17 protein-coding genes and 1 pseudogene are annotated in these 18849 nt (G+C 59.6%); 10 read left to right on the top strand and 8 right to left on the bottom strand.

Going from position 1 to position 18849, the window contains the following annotated elements:
- Window positions 1-27: 27 nt before the first annotated feature.
- Both WT24_RS32755 and WT24_RS14245 read right to left on the bottom strand, forming a co-directional pair.
- The gene (locus WT24_RS32755) at window positions 28-1056 is read right to left on the bottom strand and encodes an adenylate cyclase (protein ID WP_082742175.1); all 1029 of its coding nucleotides are present in this window, start codon (window positions 1054-1056) and stop codon (window positions 28-30) included.
- 839 nt (window positions 1057-1895) lie between these two features.
- Window positions 1896-3062: pseudogene (locus tag WT24_RS14245) on the bottom strand (IS3 family transposase); the annotation flags it as partial.
- 561 nt (window positions 3063-3623) lie between these two features.
- On the opposite strand from WT24_RS14245, the gene WT24_RS14255 reads away from it, so the two are divergent.
- The 4 genes from WT24_RS14255 (at window position 3624) to WT24_RS32760 (ending at window position 8885) form a co-directional block, all read left to right on the top strand.
- Window positions 3624-5708: a lipoxygenase family protein gene (locus WT24_RS14255; protein WP_218921571.1), complete on the top strand. Its 2085-nt coding sequence runs from the start codon at window positions 3624-3626 to the stop codon at window positions 5706-5708.
- Window positions 5709-6142: 434 nt separating this feature from the next.
- Entirely contained in the window at window positions 6143-7135 is a 993-nt protein-coding gene (locus WT24_RS14260) for a hypothetical protein (protein ID WP_060034217.1), read from the top strand.
- A gap of 30 nt (window positions 7136-7165) precedes the next feature.
- Window positions 7166-8215, top strand: coding sequence for an alpha/beta fold hydrolase (locus WT24_RS14265; protein ID WP_060034220.1), 1050 nt, complete (start codon window positions 7166-7168; stop codon window positions 8213-8215).
- Between the two features lie 103 nt (window positions 8216-8318).
- Window positions 8319-8885 carry a protease pro-enzyme activation domain-containing protein gene (locus WT24_RS32760; RefSeq protein ID WP_257127480.1) on the top strand — a complete coding sequence of 189 codons (567 nt, stop codon included), beginning with the start codon at window positions 8319-8321 and terminating at the stop codon, window positions 8883-8885.
- 98 nt (window positions 8886-8983) lie between these two features.
- On the opposite strand, the gene WT24_RS34345 is transcribed toward WT24_RS32760, so the two are convergent.
- Both WT24_RS34345 and WT24_RS32765 read right to left on the bottom strand, forming a co-directional pair.
- Window positions 8984-9202, bottom strand: coding sequence for a hypothetical protein (locus WT24_RS34345; RefSeq protein ID WP_156441797.1), 219 nt, complete (start codon window positions 9200-9202; stop codon window positions 8984-8986).
- 66 nt (window positions 9203-9268) lie between these two features.
- On the bottom strand, window positions 9269-10615 hold the full coding sequence (locus tag WT24_RS32765; protein ID WP_082742178.1) for a hypothetical protein: 1347 nt from the start codon (window positions 10613-10615) through the stop codon (window positions 9269-9271).
- A gap of 564 nt (window positions 10616-11179) precedes the next feature.
- Between WT24_RS32765 and WT24_RS14275 the strand changes: the two genes are divergently transcribed.
- The 6 genes from WT24_RS14275 (at window position 11180) to WT24_RS35775 (ending at window position 14321) form a co-directional block, all read left to right on the top strand.
- A complete protein-coding gene (locus WT24_RS14275) occupies window positions 11180-11653 on the top strand; it encodes a hypothetical protein (RefSeq protein ID WP_257127481.1) in 474 nt (157 codons plus the stop codon).
- Window positions 11654-11748: 95 nt separating this feature from the next.
- Window positions 11749-12147 carry a hypothetical protein gene (locus tag WT24_RS35295; RefSeq protein WP_257127482.1) on the top strand — a complete coding sequence of 133 codons (399 nt, stop codon included), beginning with the start codon at window positions 11749-11751 and terminating at the stop codon, window positions 12145-12147.
- On the top strand, window positions 12125-12358 hold the full coding sequence (locus WT24_RS35300; RefSeq protein ID WP_257127483.1) for a hypothetical protein: 234 nt from the start codon (window positions 12125-12127) through the stop codon (window positions 12356-12358). The genes WT24_RS35295 and WT24_RS35300 overlap by 23 nt, the downstream gene beginning before the upstream one ends.
- Before the next feature lie 222 nt (window positions 12359-12580).
- Window positions 12581-13099 (top strand): hypothetical protein, encoded by a 519-nt coding sequence (locus tag WT24_RS35595; protein ID WP_306453347.1) that lies wholly within the window; start codon window positions 12581-12583, stop codon window positions 13097-13099.
- Entirely contained in the window at window positions 13048-13995 is a 948-nt protein-coding gene (locus tag WT24_RS35600) for a hypothetical protein (RefSeq protein WP_306453348.1), read from the top strand. The genes WT24_RS35595 and WT24_RS35600 overlap by 52 nt, the downstream gene beginning before the upstream one ends.
- Window positions 13938-14321 (top strand): PIN domain-containing protein, encoded by a 384-nt coding sequence (locus WT24_RS35775; RefSeq protein ID WP_373557233.1) that lies wholly within the window; start codon window positions 13938-13940, stop codon window positions 14319-14321. The genes WT24_RS35600 and WT24_RS35775 overlap by 58 nt, the downstream gene beginning before the upstream one ends.
- 335 nt (window positions 14322-14656) lie before the next feature.
- Here WT24_RS35775 and WT24_RS14290 read toward each other — a convergent pair whose 3' ends face one another.
- The 4 genes from WT24_RS14290 to WT24_RS14305 are packed head-to-tail and all read right to left on the bottom strand — an operon-like array spanning window position 14657 to window position 18801.
- On the bottom strand, window positions 14657-15649 hold the full coding sequence (locus WT24_RS14290) for a Rieske (2Fe-2S) protein (protein ID WP_257127484.1): 993 nt from the start codon (window positions 15647-15649) through the stop codon (window positions 14657-14659).
- Window positions 15650-15653: 4 nt separating this feature from the next.
- A complete protein-coding gene (locus WT24_RS14295; protein ID WP_060034226.1) occupies window positions 15654-16778 on the bottom strand; it encodes a terpene synthase family protein in 1125 nt (374 codons plus the stop codon).
- Window positions 16775-17875 (bottom strand): Rieske 2Fe-2S domain-containing protein, encoded by a 1101-nt coding sequence (locus WT24_RS14300; protein WP_060034231.1) that lies wholly within the window; start codon window positions 17873-17875, stop codon window positions 16775-16777. Before WT24_RS14300 ends, WT24_RS14295 begins: the two co-directional genes overlap by 4 nt.
- The gene (locus WT24_RS14305) at window positions 17872-18801 is read right to left on the bottom strand and encodes a cyclopropane-fatty-acyl-phospholipid synthase family protein (RefSeq protein ID WP_060034232.1); all 930 of its coding nucleotides are present in this window, start codon (window positions 18799-18801) and stop codon (window positions 17872-17874) included. Before WT24_RS14305 ends, WT24_RS14300 begins: the two co-directional genes overlap by 4 nt.
- Between the last annotated feature and the right edge of the window lie 48 nt (window positions 18802-18849).

Below are 18849 nucleotides of genomic sequence, written 5' to 3' on the forward strand. Positions count from 1 at the left end.
TTTTCGGGTGATTTCCCGTTTCTGGTATTAATTCACCAATGCTTTGGCGAGGGTATTTCTTGAAACGCCAAGGCCGACTGCAGCGCCCAGCCCACCTTGGATAAATTGAGGGTCTTGTGAGAGCTTAAAATTATCCCCAACAAAATACTTCTTGGCTTCTGAGTCGCCCTTCCCGGCGTAAAGAATCCATGCAGTTGAAATTCCGGCAAATTCATCCTGATAAATTGGGTGAACCGGACTAAAATGAGTCGCTGTTGTTGCCGTTGCTCCCCACGCGGGAACCTGTTGTATTGTTGGGAGCTCCCAAATATTTGGCCATGTGATTGCAGGAACCACAGTATCTGCTGCTCCTGTAAGCATAAGTGTTTTGGTCGTAACTAGCGATCCAAGCGCAAGCGGCCCGGGCTCGATCGGAAGTGCGCCCACAATATTGATACTGTTACTAATAATTTTAAGGGATCCTATTGGTAGGCTTGCGGTCTGCAGTGTTGCTTGTGCTCCTGCCGAGTGTCCGGCAATGACAGTATGCGACAAATCAATTTTCCCGAACAGGGGGGATGTAGGATCATTATTCAGCTTAGATAGTTCATACAAGCCAAGAAGGTGCATGGCAGGGGTCGAGTTGATAAAATCACCAACCGTGAACACTACAAAGCCATAGCTCGCCCAAAGTCTCAGGAGATCATTATATTGGCCGGTATTTGACAATATTCCCCCAACAAACACTACTGCCGGCACATTACTTAAATTAGCGATGTCCGTGGGGTAATATACTGCCGTACTGACTGGGCTCGAGAATCCATACGGAAAAGCTGTCCCGCAAGTCAAATTTGGGGCGGAGGCAACAATTTTTGCAATTATTCCGAGAAAGCCACGGCAATCGCTAACGACTGCATTTGTGGCAATGTCAAACGGTCCTTGCTGCTTTGCATATTGTTCGTTTGCCAAGCCGACCGCTTGGAAAAGCTCTGAAGCACCACTATATGCTGGAGAGATTAGGGAGAAAATAATTAATATTTCAAGAATTAGCCTTTTGTAGTATTTTGCGCGTAGCATAATTGACCTCGCGTGATGTCAAATGGTGATTTGTGGAATCGATGTGCGAATGGTGCTGAATTGATTGAGTCCCTCCCATGTTTGGTGGAAGCCGTTGGTTTAATTCTTAATTTTTCACTCAATGACGATTGGCAATTTTAAATATTATGTTTATCTATAACTTAAGTTACACATGTGTAACTTGCAAGTGGTTTGCTTAGAGCCGAGGCTCTATTCATAAAGTCTTCAGCAAACCTTATTGTCACGATAGCTCGATCAGGTTTCTACATCTGCAATACGCCAAGAATCCCCTCGGAGGAGCGCTCACGCTAGGAAATGCTCGAAGAAATTGTGAATCGTGAACTCATTAAACCCCGTGAGCGCGAGGTCAGGAGCCGCGCCTTACCAACGAAATCACTCATTCTGGCGAGCGCGATCTGCGCCCGGGCGGAGCTCGGTCGCAGATTCAAGTCCTGTATGCCTTCTTCAATAAGTATCGCGGCCCCTTCCTGAGGAGTCGATCGGAGATGCCTTCGGGATTGCCCAGCCCGGTTACCGACGTTATGCGCGCAGCCTCGCGATCCTTCTATCCGCGGCGTCCCCGCCAACGCGATTGGATTCTGCAACCGCAACTCAAGATTTTCTGGCTGACCAACATGCAGGTCTATGGTGTGCCAAAAGGTCTAGGAGCAGATCAGCTCGGAATGTGTCATGGTCGTACGCCGTTCGTTCGGTGCGTGATGAAGCTGCAGGGTCGTGAGACGCAATTCTCGGCAAACGAGTTCGCACGTTAACTCCCGATACGAGCGCGCCGCACCAGCTACGACATCGGGCGCACGTTTCCGCCTGGAGCAGACCATGGCCTCGTAGACGACGGGGGTAAGGTAGTCGATCGAGGTATGCAGGCGTTGGCGATTGTAATCGGGTCGACGATATCCAGGCGGGCGTGGGCACGCGTTTCGTAGTGGTTCTAATAGACTCTCTCGACCTTCAATATCTTGAAGAACCTCTCCATCGGTGCGTTGTCCCAAGCGTTAGCACGGCGGCTCATTGAGACGTTTATCTTGAACGCAGCGGTCGGCTCCGGGACGCGCGACTGGCATATTGACTGCCGCAATCGGAGCGCAGCAGCTATCCCGGCGGCGGTTTGCGTTACCAGCAAGCGCTGCGCAACGCCTGACAGACCAGATCTGCGTTGATCCGCTCTGACATCGACCAGCCAACGATGCGCCGGCTCGCCAGATCCAGGATCGCTGCCAGATACAACCAGCCCTCGCCGGTCCTGACGAACGTGATGTCGCTGCCCATGTCTGATTGGGCCGCCAGCCGTCGAAACGCAGATCCAACAGATTCGGCGCCACCGGCAGGCGATGCGTCAAATCCATCGTCACCCGATACTGACGCTTGTAGACCGGACGCCGCCCATGGCGCTGCAAGCTGCGACGCACGCGTTCGGCGCTCGCCGTCTGGCCCTGAGCACGCAACTGCCGCGCGATACGAGGACGGCCATAGCTGCCGCGACTGGCGCGATGAATGGCGGCGACCTCAGCGTCCAGCGCGGCATTGGCTTGGGCTCGCCCATTTGGCCCCGACAACGCCACTGGCAATAGCCGCTGCATGACACACCCGGAACCCGGCAAAGCCGGCTGACGCTGTAGCGGTCGCGATGCTGATCGATCCACGCATACTTCATCGCGACCCCTTCGCGAAGTATGCCGTTGCCTTTCGAAGGATATCGATATCTAGCTTCGCGCTGGCCAGTTCCTTGCGCAGCCTTCTTACGTCCGCTTCCAGATCGTTGACCGGACGACGGCTGGACACCGGCGCGCTGGCAGCGGCCCTGTCGCCGTCTCCGTGTTGCCACTATGCTGATCACGGCACCAGTTTCCCAACGTGGCCACCGGCACGCTCAGCCTGCGAGCGGCTTCATGCTTGCCGATGCTCTCAGCGAGCCGCACCGCCTCAACCTTGAATTCCTTCGTGTACTGCCGTCTCGGTACCACGTTCTCTGCCATGCTCTTCTCCATACAGACAAAAAAGTTATCAAACTTCTTGCTGTACGTGGATTCGAGGCAGGGTCATGGGCAGGATGGCCTGCTCTGTCGACTCACTCTCTAGAGACCGCCCTCTAGTTTCACTGTTGTAAGTTACAGGATAGTAACTTAGCCTTTTGCCTACGTCCTGTTGCGAGATGTGCGAATACAAACGGCGGGCAAAGAACCATTCCTTGATCTTGTCGAAGACTTCACGACTCAGAACAATCGCAGGAATCATGCTGGAGCCACAATGAATAGGATACCAAAGTTTGTAAGTTGTTGGCGGCGGGGCTATTAGCTCTTCCGAATGGATCCAGAGGCCGTGTGTTCATTTTGGCCAGAAATTTTGAAGAAGTAAGCGAGACTGATCGTGATGCGATGACAGAACAAGATGCAAGGCAGCTTGCCGACTTCGGACGGGCACATCAACTTCATTGACACTCAACTTTACCCGCCATACTTGATTCATATCAACCTAAATATTAAGTAATACTTACTATCGGCCGGGTTAATTCATGTTGGATAGTGCGTCCTGTTACGAGGAATCTTAAAATGAAACGCAGAGATATGATCAAGACGTCAGCGATCCTGACTGGCGTCGCTGGCGTGCCGCTGGCCGCCAAGGCGGGTTTGCTGACCGGCCTTGGTGACTGGCTCAACTCGGTCATCACCGGCGTAGCCACTACATCGAGCGAGACTGCCAGCCAGACCGGCGTCGTTGTGACGACAGGCGTGCCGGTGCCTGTCCTGCCACAAAAGGACACGTTAGCCGGACAACTCACTCGTGCCACGTACACGCAAGCACAGAAGCTGAACTACGTGTGGACGGAAGGATTTCCGAATTCCGCGAACATCCCAATGGCGGCCACCGTTACTGCGGCGGATTTGCCGACGGTGGAATGGCTGCTGCTAGCGGCCGGTGTGCTGGTTAAGATCCTTGCGAACTTCCTCGCCGCCGCACCGGCAATAGCCGCTTCGCTTTGGCAAAGCGAGCTGAATTCGATCAATGCGACCATCGCGTCTTCGCAATCGTCCTACAACGCACTTGTTGCGAATCCGGGCAGCGCGACAGCGGGTACGCAGATCCAGACGCTCCAGACCACTCTACTCGGTGTTCTGAAGACGATTAACACACTTATCCAGAAGATCATTCCGCAGATCGATTCGCTTTTCGCAGGGCAAAACAGCAACCGTACGGAAGCGAATTACCGGGCGCTGTTCGCGACCATTCCCTTGCCGCCGATTGCGAACACGTTTCACGAAGACAGCATGTTTGCGTACCTGCGTGTTGGCGGTCAAAACCCCGTGCTGATTCGGGGAATTTCGAGCCTGCCGGCCAAGTTTCCGGTGACGAACGCGCATTACCAGCAGGTGATGGGGGCAGCCGACGATCTCGCTACTGCGGCGCTTGAAAGCCGCCTTTACTTGCTCGATTATGCAGCGCTCGGACAAATCGCCACGTCCGGCCCAGTATCGAAGCTGTTGACAGGAACCGGCTACTCGTATGCGCCTATCGCGCTGTTCGCAATCCCGAAAGGCGGCACCGACCTGACACCTGTCGCGATCCAGTGCGGCCAAGATCCGTCCGCGTACCCGATTTTCCTGCCCGCGCCGCCGAGCAATGCATCCGCATACTGGGCATGGCAGGAGGCCAAGATGGTCGTCCAGGGCGCGGAGGAGAACTATCACGAAATGTTCGTGCACCTGTCGCGCACGCACTTCGTGAGCGAGGTGTTCGCGATGGCGACCAACCGCAACCTCGCGAAGACCCATCCGCTCTACGTACTGCTTGCGCCGCATTTCGAGGGCACGCTCTTCATCAACGAAGGAGCGTCGCTCATCCTGTTGCCGCCCGTCCCGCTCGGCTTCATCAATACGCTGTTCGCGGCGCCGACACCGACCATCGCGCAAGGCGTGGCAAACGACCGACTTGCATTCGACTTCTACCAGCACATGCTGCCGACCGACCTTGCGAACCGAAAGGTCGACGACCCGGCTCATCTGCCGAACTACCCGTACAGAGACGACGGCTTGCTGATCTGGAACGCGATCGCCGCGTGGACTGCCAGCTATGTGAACGTGTACTACGAGTCCGACAGCGACGTGACCAACGATTACGAACTGGCCGCGTGGGTCAGTGACGTTGCGAACAATGGGCACGTGAAGGGATTCGTGCCGATCACGTCTAGGAAGCAGCTCGCGAACGTACTGACGCTTGTGATTTTTAACGCAAGCGCACAGCATGCGGCGATCAATTTTTCGCAGCCCGACCTGTGCACGTATGCGCCCGCGTTGTCGGCACTCCTGTCCGCACCGGCACCGACGAGCACAAACGGCCAAAGCCAGAACAACTGGAACCAGATGCTGCCGCCGATGGTCGCTGCAGTCGAGCGGCTCGCCATTTTCGAATTGCTTGGCGGCGTTTATTACCGGCGGCTCGGCCAGTACCTGAGCAATACGTTCCCGTATCGGCCGCTGATCACCGATCCGCGGATCACGCGAAGCGGCGGCCCGCTGCAGCAATTCCAGGAGGCGCTGCAGCAAGCTGAAACGACGATCGCGAACCGCAACTTAACGCGCACAACACCGTATCCGTACTTGCTACCCAGCCGGATTCCGCCCAGCACGAACATCTGATCAACAACGTCGCGTAACCGGATCACAGCGTCCGGTCACGTGGGCCATCAATGTACTGCATGCGTAGGCCTTCATGTTTCTGCTGCTGAGGCGGATACCGCGAGCACCAATATTTAGATCGGGTCCTGGCGCTTTGCGTCACGACCTGCCAGGTCTGCACCGCCGCCGAGGCCACGAGGTGTCTGCCATGCGAATCCATCTCGAACTGATCAGCCATGCGGCCCTGATCGCGGCCGGACTGAGTTCCGCCGCCGTGTTTCTGCTCCAGGCCCCGGCGTTTCCAGCCGCCGATCTGGCTGGCCGCTGCGATCTCCCCCGGATGCAGGAAGAAACAAGTCTTGGCGGAGGAGCCGGTGCAACCGAGGTCGACGATCAGGCGTCAACTCCCCCTGTACGAGAGCAGTCCTTGATAAACACTGATGAGAGAGTCCTCCATGAAAAAAAGACACTTCCTGTCGACGGCGATTTCGATCGCCGCCCTTGCGTTCTCAACCGTCGCGGCGGCCGGGGACTATCAGGGGTCCAGCTTCAACGACGTATGGAGCAAGGTGAAATCCGATCCGTACGCCGGGGGCTACCCGCACTACACATCGAACATCGTCGACATGTATTCGCACGGTGATCAGCTCTACCAGGACGCCCGGCGGACGCTCAGTTCATTCGAGGACTTCATCCCTCCGACCCAGAAGCTGGTCCATCCGATCGGTATCTGCCTCGCCGGCACCTGGAACATCACCGCCGCGACACCCTGGAGCGGTTACTTCAGCCAGGGCAGCAAGGGCCTGATCGTTGTACGCGCATCGGAAATCGGCGGCAACGAAAAGCGCAGCCAGCTGCGCTCCTTCGGCCTGGCAGGCAAGATCTTCCCGACGCTCGATCCGAGCCTGGTCGTCAAGACCGCCAACTTCCATGCGATTTCCGACGCGCCTGGCGCACCGATCGCGCACTTCCTCGACGCGGCCATCAACTCGGACATCATCGATCTGAGCCTGATCGGACTCCCCTTCTTCGCCGTACAAGGCACCGCGATCGCAACGACATTCGCGGCGGCAGAGCTAACGCCCGACCTCAGCCAGGCCGCGATACGCCAGCAATACCCGGTGGCGCAGCTCGGGCAGGCAAACGGCCAGCCACACAAGGAACCGGTGTGGCTGCGCTTCGTCGGATCGCCGGACGTTCCGCGCAACGACGGCGACGATTTTCGCGACGAACTGAGCATCAAGAACTATCCGAACGGCCTGCGGTTCGACATTCTCGCGTCCGACCAGGGGATCCGCGCGCCGGACTTGAAGAACTGGGTCAAGATCGGCTACATCGAATTGACGGACTCCGTGGTCAGCAATACCTGCGACCACAGCCTGCACTTCCATCACGCGCCGTGGGTCGGTCTGCCTGCCGCCGCGACCATCGGAACGGGCCACAACTGACGCCATGATCAACATCGACAGGGGATCCACATGACATTCACGACAGACTCGACACACGGCCTGTTCCACACGATCCGCGCCGCGATCATCGCGCTGGCCATCGCGATCGGCGCGCCCGCCGCCCTCGCCCAGCAGCTTTTCGGCAGCGACTCGCCGGCCGTCGCCGCCGCTTCCAGCAAGGAAGTCCGGTTGGCCCTGCCGGTCGCGCGCGACCGCGTGGTCGTTAGCACCGACGGGGCGCGCATCGCCGTGCATGAATACGGCCTGCTTGCGGGACAAGCGCCCACGATCGTGCTGGTTCACGGGTATCCCGACACCTCGCACGTGTGGGACCAGGTGGTCGCGCGCCTTGCGCCGAACTACCACGTCGTCGCCTACGACACGCGCGGGTCGGGAGACAGCGAGCACCCCGCGCCCGGTCTGTTCTCGACGCCGTACAAGCTCACCCAGTTGTCGGCCGATCTCGGCGCTGTGATCAACGCCACCTCCAGCGGTCTCCCCGTGCATCTGGTCGGCCACGACTGGGGCAGCATCCAGAGCTGGGAATCCGTCGCTAAGGAGCCGATCGCGTCGAAAATCGCCTCCTACACGACCATTTCCGGGCCGAGCCTAGATCTCGTCAGCCATTGGGCGCGCAATAATCTCGTAAATCCACTGCAATGGGGCAATCTGATCACGCAGGCGGTGTCGTCGGCCTACATCATCGGCCTCGACTTCCCGGTCCTGCCCGAGGTCGCATGGGCGACCGGCCTGCCCAACGGCATGCTGAATCTCCTCGTGCTGCTGGAGGGTGGTACACGCGAACCCTATCAGTCCGGCGACGGTGCGACCGCATTGAACCTGTATCGCGCAAACGTGCTGGAGCGGCTCCTCATTCCGACCTATGACAAGGTCGTCACGCAGAAAATTCAGGTGATCGTTCCAACGCTGGACCTGTTCGTCAAGGAAGCGACGTCGGTCGATTCATTGAAGGGCGCAGTCCAGAGTCCGCAGATCGTCCATATCGATGCCGGACACTGGGTGCAGTTGTCGCATCCGGACGAGATCGCCCAAGCGATCGCCCGGTTTGCGACGAACTGAGGCCGCCGATTCGGGCGGATGCGGGGCGCGCAGACGCGACGTCGCGATCCGCCTGGATCGACAACGCCAGCGCTTCCCTTTCGATCCTCGGAGGACATTTCCCTTGACATTCAATCCCCTGGTGGCATGGCTCATCACCGCCGCTCTCGCGCTTCCCACAGCGTCGTTCGCCCGAGACACTGACTGGGTGAATACGCTGACGACCTCGCCGGTCGACCCGCCCGGCGACGGGCGCGCGCCGAACGGCGAGAACGCACTCGTCCGGCGGCTGGCGGCGCAGGGCATGCTGGTCGCGACGGGACAGCTGTTCGACATCCAACTGCTCCTGAAGCCGCAAGATCCGCCGTCGCGCGCCGGGGCCGCCGCGGGAGCGCCGCCCGGCGATCCCCGGATGCGCGCCGCGCAGAGGTTCGCTCCCACCCAGGTTCAAGTCGATCAAGTGGTGGCCTACCTGAAGCAGAACGGCTTCACCCGGATCGATGTGGATGCGAGCCATTTCAGCGTGCGCGCGCAAGGCACGGCCGACAACATTGCGAGAGCGTTTCATGTCAGCATTAAGACCTTCACGTATCAAGAGCGCCGCGTGTTCGTGAACGATCGCACCGTGCAGGTTCCCGCTTATCTGGGCGCGCTGGTCGGCAGCGTACTCGGGCTGCAGAACCTCTATTGAGGCTAGTCGGGTTCGCAGACGGGGCATCGCGAAGCAGACGCCCCAACCCGTCGCAAACCGCAACGCGTAGCCCCACCGCCTGGTGGGGCCGGACTCTGTCAATGCGCGCCTGGGTCGGCCTGCCCCAGATAGGTCACCCGCGCCGGATCGCGCGCATCGAGGACGACCCGGCGCCGCTTCCCCGCGCACGGCACGTTGCCGAGATCGGCGTACAGCCGGATCGTGACCTCCCGGGGCAAGAGTTCACGCGGAAATTTTGCGCCCTTGGAAGCGCCGGCGCGCAGACACTTCGAACAACTGTGACGCGGTTTATTCATGCCTATCGCTCGACGAATCAGTCACAACGGAACATGCCCATAGATAAGAGGCCGTATACCATGGAGCTACTGAAATTCCGCCCGACGTGCATATCCAGCCGCACGTTCCGCCAGTTGCCGCGTACGTTCGGCGGAAGTCACATAGCGCGTTCCGCTTGGCAATACACCGGCCAAATCCTTCAGTTTCACGACCCTCGTCTCGATTGCAGGACCGCCTCCCGGCGACTGGGCCTCGGGCAAATTTTGCCAACGGACCATTACAGTACCTTCGTGTAGGCCCACCGTATCAATCCAGTTCCTTACACCAGGATCCCGAACGGATACTACGAACGTGTAGTCACCGTTCGGATCGGGTACGGCCTGCACATTATTCAAGCTAGACTGATGGCGACCCGGATCAACGGTCACCATCCACGGATCGGTGACAGGAAACACTAGGTAACCGGCCCCTCCAGTCTTCACCGTGGCAACTAGCGCTTCGTCGTCCGCTAATCTGAAATAGCCGAACGAACTTGCCTGCGTAGTCAACGTACCTAGCGTTGACGAACGGGATGGGCTAGACAACGTATTGATGGGGTTGGTGTGCGTTTTCAGCCCAAGTGCACCGATACCATAATCGACAATGGATTCTTGTAGATCTAGCCATGCTTCATTTGCAATATCGACCGAACTCCGAACTGGATAACTCTTTCCATCATTAAGGCGTTGTACACTCATTGCATCTGGAGTCTCCGAGCTCCAATCTCCGAGGTTATTGCGAATAAACAATTGCCGCGCACGCCCGTTAGATTGAATGTGATTCGGACGCCCATTTGCAGGAGTATTATCGATTGTGATTGTATAGGTTCCGTCCGGAGCAACCACGAGATCCCTCTTTGTTAGGATAGCAAGGGTCTGCTGGGAATTTGGATTACTGATCAGCGAGAACGTTACGTCGATCGGGCTGGAAGCGGTGCGCCTACCCTTAATAATGTAGCGAGAGGCGCCGTCAATCGGAATAGTCCGGTAAACGCAATCTGGATTGTCGTACGAGTAACGGCCACCCGGCACATCAATTCCCTTCCAGCTTCGGGAAGACGCATTCACCCAGTACACCTTTGGATTGAACGGATCGTTGTTTACGGCCTTTTGAATGGCGCTAAACGCCAACTCATCAATCGCGCTATCAAGGCGCGAGGCGGCCTCCGCGCTCACGACACTGCCTGCGGCTAGTACATACGCCGCTTTCGCTTCCGCCTTCAGGACAGGGTACGAATTGTCTCGATCGATCCTAACGGCCAGCGCATCGAGTGTAAACTGATCATCGGTAGCAAGCGGCGAGGAGCCTAGCGCAGGGACTGCAAGCATTGCGAGTACCGCTGCGCTGCTGGTCGCAAGCAGTGCCTGCTTCAGTTTAGACGACTGCAGAATCATTGTGAGGCTCCAATTTTTAAGCTTGGCGAATTAGTTTAGAGTAGATGTGTCAGTACCGAAAGAAATTTAAAGTGATGACCTAATTCCTAAGCCTGATATGCGTGCGTCGATTTCTTCCACGCCTGACCTGATTGAGTTACATTGCGGAGGAATCCGGAGGCAGCAAATTCGGACGACAAGCAGAAGCTGGTTTGTTTTCGTCATAGCACTGAACCAATGCTTCTGCTTGCAGCGCAACCTCCGTTTGCTGCTCAGCCATCTATGCGCCGCGTGCCGATTTCCACGCCGCGAGTCACGAACTGTTGCTGCTAACGACCGAGGCCTTCTCGAATTCTCCCAGAAAAATTCTCGACATCGTTCGACCAGCCCATGGATTAAAATTTCGTTCTAGTACATTTCTTGATCATTTCATTTAACGATGACTGACAATCAAAACTGCATTTTTGCTTCGAATTCTATAACCTATGTGCCAATCATTCGCCCCCCAGCTTCGGCAATACCGCGACCGTCAACGCAATCCAGCCGGTGCTGACGGACTCAGCTTCACTTGGGACCTGCCGTCGATTGCGACCGCGAACGCCAGCGTACAGCTTCGGCAATCACCCGAACGCGGCGAGCGACAACACGTCGAACACCGGTGGCAATCAGGCGGCGCTGACCAATCCCGGCCCCTTCAACGAGGCGCTCACCGACGCGATCCACCAGATCCACCTGCTGAAGCCCATCAAGGTCTACGCGCAGCGGGTAATCGCGCGCTTCCAGGTGTCGAAGTACCAGATGGGCACCGACGTGCTGACGTCGATCAAGCCCGTAATCGCTTGCAACAGCAGCGTCGTGTACCTTAGCACTGTCGGGATCGCGGCCGCTGCGGTGACACACGCGGGCGGCGCCGCGGCGATGGGCAACGTCGCGATGGTCGACCACCTCGATCATGCGAATCGCTGCATCCAGACATCGCAGCAGGCGGGCATGACGGCGTTCGCCGTCAAGGAAGTGCCACTGCCGACAGTGTACGACACACTGTCCGGCCAGCCGTGAACGCGCAATCGCCACCTGTGCCTCGTGCACGACATGTCCGCGCAAGTGATCACGAAGGCGATGCTCGCCACGATGCAGGCCTTTCCGAAAGGCTGATGCGTTTCGCCTCCTGTCCAGACCAAACGACCATGCAGACTCGCCGCTATTTCCTGGCCTCCGCGCCCGCCCTGGCGGTGCTGTGCGCCGCCAGCACGCCGGGCTACGCCTACGACGTTCCGCCGTCGGATGCCGAGCTTCAGGATCAGATGCTCGGCAAGCTGACGAACGAACTGAACGATCCCGCCGTGTCCGGTACCGAAACGGGCTACCTGTTCAACGCGTTCTTCTCGTGGACTCCACCGGGTATCGATACCGGCCAGATTATGACAATCGTCACGTACAGCTTCGGCAACCGCACCGCGACGGCCGGTGCCGCGCCCCGTGAACAAGCGGATCGCCGATGCCGTCTTCCAGTTCCGCAGGATAGCCGCCGTGCTGATCTATGCGCAGCATGAAGTAGCTGGCGTGCTCGCGTCGAAGTATCAGTTGACCGCTGGCGTAGTGTCGATCGCAACGCCTAGCGCGGCGAGAAGCACCGGCCCACCGCTGCCGACACCCGACAGCGTGGCGGTCACGATCGTCAAGCAGGCTGGCGCGGCTGTCGCACTGGGGAAGGTCGCCGTCATCACCCATCTGAATCAGGCGTCGCTGGCCGTCAGGTGTTGAATGCCGCGGGCATGACCGCCGCGGTGCCCGCGGGCCTTTCGCTGCCGTCGACGTACGACGTGTCCGCGCAGCAACCGGCGCGACGCCGGTGTGATCTCTACTTGCTGGCAACCTGTCCGCCCAGCTTGGCTTGCTGCGACTGAGTCTTATCAATCAGGTATATCCGAACGGGTAAGCGCCTGCGAGATTCCCTCTCTCTCCACATACAACAACGGAACTTTCATGTCCTTTCGTCTCTGGATGCACGCCACGCTGATTGCCGCGCTGGGTTCGCTCGTCACACTGATCATCACGACATGCGGGTCGTCCTCGTCGATGCAGGCAAGCGACAAGCAACAGATCCGTCACGTGTTCGTGATCACGCTTGAGAACGAGAACTTCTCGACCACCTTCGGCGCGAAAACGAAGGCGCCGTATCTCGCAACGACGCTGCCGGCGCAAGGCGAGTTGGTCTCGCAATACTACGGCACCGACCACGCGCGCCTCGACAACTACATCGCGATGATCAGCGGGCAGTCGTCGACGCCCGATACCGCGAACGACTGCGTGAAGTACACAGACGCCACGCTGACCGGCGCGACACCCGATGGCCAAGCGATCGACACGGATGCGCGTATCCGGCGAGCGTCAAGACGCTGCACGACCAGCTCACGGCCGCCGGCTTCACGTAGAACGGCTACGAAGAGGACATGGACAACGACCCGACGCGCGAAGCAGCGACCTGCTGCCATCCTGAGCTGAACACCGCCGACCTCACGCAAGCCGCCCAGGCTCCGAGCGCCGCGGTGCCGGCCGGCGGCCAGTACGCGACGCGCCACATTTCGTTCATGTACTTCCATTCGATCATCGACTCGCCCTACTGCGCAAAGAACGTCGTCAACCTGAGCGTCCTGGTCAGCGACCTGAAATCAATCGACACGACCGCAATCTTCAACTTGATCACGCCGAACCTGTGCAACGACGGCCACGACGCGCCGTGTTTGAACGGCCAACCGAGCGGCCTCACCAGCGCGGACGCGTCCCTGAAAAAATGGGTGCCGCTCGTCATGTCATCGCCGGCGTACCAGCAGAACGGCCTGCTGATTATCAACTTCGACGAAAGTAGCTATGCGACTGTCACGCAGCCGTCTCCCGGCGTGACCGATTTCACGTACTTGGGCTCCGCGTGCTGCAGCCAGCAGACCGGCCCGAACCTCCCGCCGTTCCCTCAGACGTCGTCGCTCAGCTACAAGGGCGCGACGATCAACCTGACGACACAGAGCTTCGGCGGCAACCAGACGGGCGCGGTGATGATCTCAAAGTTCATCAAGCCGGGGGAAACATGTCAAACGTCGCGTACAACCACTATTCGCTGCCGAAGAGCGTCGAGGACATCTTCGGGCTCGATCACCTCGGCTATGCGGCGCAAGCGGGCCTGCAGGGCTTCGGCACCGACACCCTCGCAATTCTGTGAGGCGGTTGCGCATGACTGGCGTCTTCATACGCAAGGCGATCTGGCGCACGCTGCGCACTGCTGCGGCGATCGCGAGACGTACTTGTCCGTTGGCTCACTAACGACGATGTTGACCAAGTCGCACGCATCCGTGAGTTATTCACCGCGTCAGCCGGACAAGCCGAGGCTTTCTACATGCCGGTGACCGTGACGGTGGAAATCGAATGGGTTCTGCGTTCACGCGACAGGCTCGATCGCCAAGAAATCTTGACGGCACTCACGGCGCAGCTCGAGACGCGCAAGCTCTGTTTCGAGGCGGAAGGTACCGTTGAACGCGCTCTTCACTTGTACCGAGAGCACGGCGGTGATTTTGCTGACTACCTGCATGTTGGCCAGAGTGGCGCCGCGTCTAACTTTCGACCAGCGTGCGTCATGTTTGCCAGGCGCTCAGAACCTCGCTCCGCGCCTCAAGCAGCCGGTGTAACGAGGTTCGCCGACACGTGTGGATCGAATGCCGTCCGCCACGGATAGAGCTACCATCGATCACTGCCCTCCCTTCCCGAGACATCGTATCAGCTTAGCCGCGAACGCCAACACAAACCATACGGAGATCCTCCTCAACGCCCTGCGAGTTGTTCAGGCTGCTTGCGTTTGCAACTGCTCGGCCGGCGCTAACGATTTGGTCGCCAACGTTGTTGATCGCACCGGCTCCTTGCCTCGGCTTGAGCGTTAGTGTGCCGGTTCCGACTTGTGTGATGGCACCGCCGTCATTGACGAGCTCCCCCAGCGACCACCTCCTCCCTATCGCTCACACACCGCGTCCGAGGCGCCGACGGCCGGCCCCGCTCCGGACGCGCACAATTTCATCACGTCGGCGGATCCGGATAAAATTGCATCATCCAGCGCCGACATGTGGAGATGGTCGCTTCCCTTGCCAGCAGTCTGGGATGCGGATCGAAGCGACGGTTGGCCCAGATTTCATGATCCTGGGCGACGATGCCGGCGAACATGCGATGCAGGATGCTGATGGTCAGCTCGTTCATCAGCTTGCCCAGCCCCGCCGGCAGTATGTTGAACAGCGACACCTGCACGGCGTCGGTCCATCGCAGGGTCCATTTTAGCGGCGCAGTCGGCGTGGCGTAGGCCCGCTGGATCATCTTCACGCCGAGGCGCGGGATGTGGCATTCGCCGACGGAGAAGCCAAGTCCGTGCGAGACGAAGCGAATCCGGATCGGCGTCCCGAACCATTGGCCGGTGAGATGGGAGACGAGCAGATTGTCCTCGATCTCATGGGTCATCTCCGCAGCAGAGAAGCCGTGCAGATAATCGAAATGGGCGAAATCCGATAGATTCTCCGCCACGTCATGGGCATATCCGCCCAATTCGCTGCAATGCCGGCGCTGCTTGGAAAAGCCCGTCACATCGATCTCGGGCACGTCCCGATCCGGCGTGCGTCCCAGATGATCGCGCCAGACGAAGATCGCGCCGTTGCGTTCCTGCACCAGCCATTTGTCCAGCGCGGCGCGCGGTGGCGTCGAGCCGAAGGGAGTGCGCACGCAGGCGCCGTCCGGCCCATAGGTAAGGCCGTGGAACGGACAGATCAGATCCTCGCCGTCGACTTTGCCGCCGTGGCCGAAATGGGCGCCGAGATGCGGACAATAAGGCGTGACGGCATGGGCGATGCCGGCAGCCGTCCGGTACAGCACCAGATCTCCGCCCATGAAAGGCGCGGTGCGCACGCTTCCCCGCTTGAGCTCATGGCTGTAGCACAGCGCGAACCAGCCGTTCGGATAGGGCAGCGGACGTGGCCCCTCGATGACGGGCGGCGGCGTCTCGCGCGGCAACGGCACTCGTTCCATTGGCCTATCCATGGGCGGCCACCTTTTCCCGGTGATATCCGGCGCGGCGCGCGGGATCGTATTCCCACCACCATTCGAAAGACGGGACGCCGATCGATTCAAAGCTTTCCGGCGGGCAGTCGAAGGTCAACTCGCCGCCGCTGACCAGACCGGTCTGCTCGAGACCCTCCACCGAGTAATAGCGGTTATTGCCGCAGACCCAGGTGATGGAGCCGGCCCAATAGAGAATGATCGTCTCGATATAGGCGCGCAGGCCCGGCGAGGCGTCCTTCATCACATCGTCCCTCAGCCGGAAAAGTAGGCTGATGATGCGCCAACGGAAATCGTAGCAATGGCGTATCCCCTCCTCCAGCGAGCATTTATGATCGCGGCACATGATCTGGATGAGATTATGTTCCTTGTCGTTGACCGCCCGCGCGAGTTCCTTCGGATAGGCGTAGAGTTCCGGGTCCAGTACCGTCAGCATCGCCGACATTTCTGAGATCGCGCGAACGCGGCGATCCTCATATTCCTCCGGCGTGATGTCGATATCGGCAACGACGTGGACCAAGATGGGAAAGGCCCAGCCGCCGCCGCTGTACAGGCGCTGGACCATAAAATCGCTGAGTGTCGGCTTGAGGTTGGTGATCTTCAGAATTTCGGCGGTGATGTACCAGCGGAACGCCTCCACGAAGCGCGCGACCTGCACGGGCTTCGCGTAGCGATCGAGGCGTTGACGCATGTCCCGCGCCGCCATCGCGTATTTGTCTTCGTTACAGGGCGGGTCTTCCGGGCTGTCGATCGCCCGCAGGATTTCGCCCGCCTTCTGGATGAAAAGCACTGGATCGTTGCTGAGCGGCCCTTCGTCGCAATATTCGTCGTCGTACGCGAAGGCCCACAGTACGAAATCGGAACCGATCTGCAGCAGCTCATCGGACCCGTAGGGATACATCCAGGCCGCGAGGCGGGAATTTTCTGTATTGCGCATGCGGGCCCGCTGCTCGTCGCTGTGATAGAGCTTGAATCGATCGGCATATTCCAGCGTGACGGCCTCGAAACGATCTTCCGCCGGACATTCCAGATTGAAATGGGGATGCACCTTGGGTTCGACGGGTAGCGGCAGCGGAGGAAGCCTGAAATTGCCGGTCATGATTGTCTCCGTTGGGGGGATGAGGGCCTGGAGGGGGGGAGGATCGGGCCGCCGTTTCGGGGCACGGGCTGCTCCGGATAGAACTGCATCATCCAGCGCCGGAGTGCCGCCGTGGCGTCCTCTCCGGCGGTCAGCATCGGCCGGGCAAGGTAGCGGCGGTTGCTCCAGATCGGGAAATCGGCGCGCACGACACGGACGAACCAGTGATGCGCGATCCCCGCGAGCAGCGCGTAAAGCGGCTGGCGCAGAAACGGCGGCAGCGCATCGATCCGCGCGACACGCATCACGTCCGTCCACCGCAGTGTCCATTTCAGCGGCGCGGTGGGCGTGGCGTAGGATCGGGTGATCACCTTCGCCCCGAAGCGCGGCACGTCGGTTTCGCCATGCACATGGCCCAAGCCATGGCTGGTCATGCGGAGATGGACATCCACCCCCTTCCAACGGGCGGTGAGATCGATCGTCAGATGATGGCGACCGACCTCGTGACGCATCGCCACATCGGTGAAGCCGTGCAGATGAGGGAAATGCCGGATGTCCGAGCTGTTCTCGATCATGTCGTGCGCGTAGCCGCCCAGTTCGTAGCAACTGCGCCTCGCCCGCGAAAACCCGGTCGCATCGAAGTCCGGCATCTCCCAGTCCGGCGCCCGTCCCAGATGATCGCGCCAGACCAGGAGCACGCCGCCGCGCTCGCGCACCAGCCATGTGTCCAGCGCGGCGCGTGGCGGCGTCGGGCCGAAGGGGCTGCGCACGCAGGCGCCATCCGGCCCATAGGCGAGCCCGTGGAACGGACAGATCAGATCCTCGCCGTCGACCTTGCCGCCATGGCCGAGATGGGCGCCGAGATGCGGACAATAAGGCGTGACGGCATGGGCGATGCCGGCAGCCGTCCGGTACAGCACCAGATCGCTGCCCATGAAAGGAACGGCGCGCACGCTTGCCCGCTTGAGCTCGTCGCTGAAACACAGCGCGAACCAGCCGTTCGGATAGGGCAGCGGACGGGGCCCCTCGATGACCGGCTCCGGCACGATCACCACTCTTTCGATCCCCGGTTCGCCGCTCTCATGCGCGGCGACCGGAAGCGGAGTGCGCGCGGTCATGACGACGCACGACGCGCGACGAAACTGAAGGACGAGGCCTTGTCTTTGCGCAGTGCGTCGCCGAAGCTGATCGAGATGTCGCGCAGCTCCTCGAAATTCGCCTTCCTGGGGGGCGGGCAATGGGCTTCGATGTTTTCCCGAACCAGATCGTACCAACGGACGACCTCCGCGTTGCTCGGCAGGATGCGCTGGTCGATCACGGCAAAACCATGATCCTCCAGCGCCTTCTGCAAGCCGTCAGGCGTCTTCCGGTGACCAGAGGCGGCGCGATCCACCTTGTCGGGGATGAACGACTGATAGGTCGCCAGATCGACCTTGTAGAGGCTTTCTGAAATGATCACCGTCGCATCGAGGCGCATCCGTGCGGCCAGCGCGGCCAGCGCCGCCTGCAGCACCTCCGGCGGGAAATGGATCAGGCTGCCGCGCAATATCGCCAGGTCATAGGGAATGTCCGGGCGCGGCAGCGCGGCGATGTCCTTGGCGTTGCACAGATAGAGGCGCACCCTATCTGCCAGCCCCTCGCGCTCGACCATCTGGCGCGCGCATTCCATCTGCGATGGGCTGATGTTGATGCCGTCCACGTGGCAATCGGGATAGCGCGCGGCCAGGAAACGGAGTACTGGCCCCCAGCCGCAGCCGATGTCCAGCGCCCGCCGCACCGATGACACGGACAGATCGGCGCCGGCCTGCTCGGCAAGTTCGAACTGCAGCTCCATATGCCGACGGCCCGACGCATCGAGCGGGTCGCTGTGCGGGTCGGTTTTTTCGTCGAATATGCCGTACTGGTACCAGAGCTCGCTGCCGATGATCTTGCGCCATTCCTCCGACGGGTCGGCATAAACCTTCTCGACCATGTCCTGATAAGGATCGACGCCGGTTCCCTGGACGATTTCGATTTCTGCTGCGCTCGCGTGCAAGGCGTTCATGACGGGCCTCCGATGCTGGGATGGAATCTGGAATCAGCGGACTCGCGC

It is taken from the genome of Burkholderia sp. MSMB1078WGS (assembly GCF_001528895.1).
Taxonomy (GTDB): Bacteria; Pseudomonadota; Gammaproteobacteria; order Burkholderiales; family Burkholderiaceae; genus Burkholderia.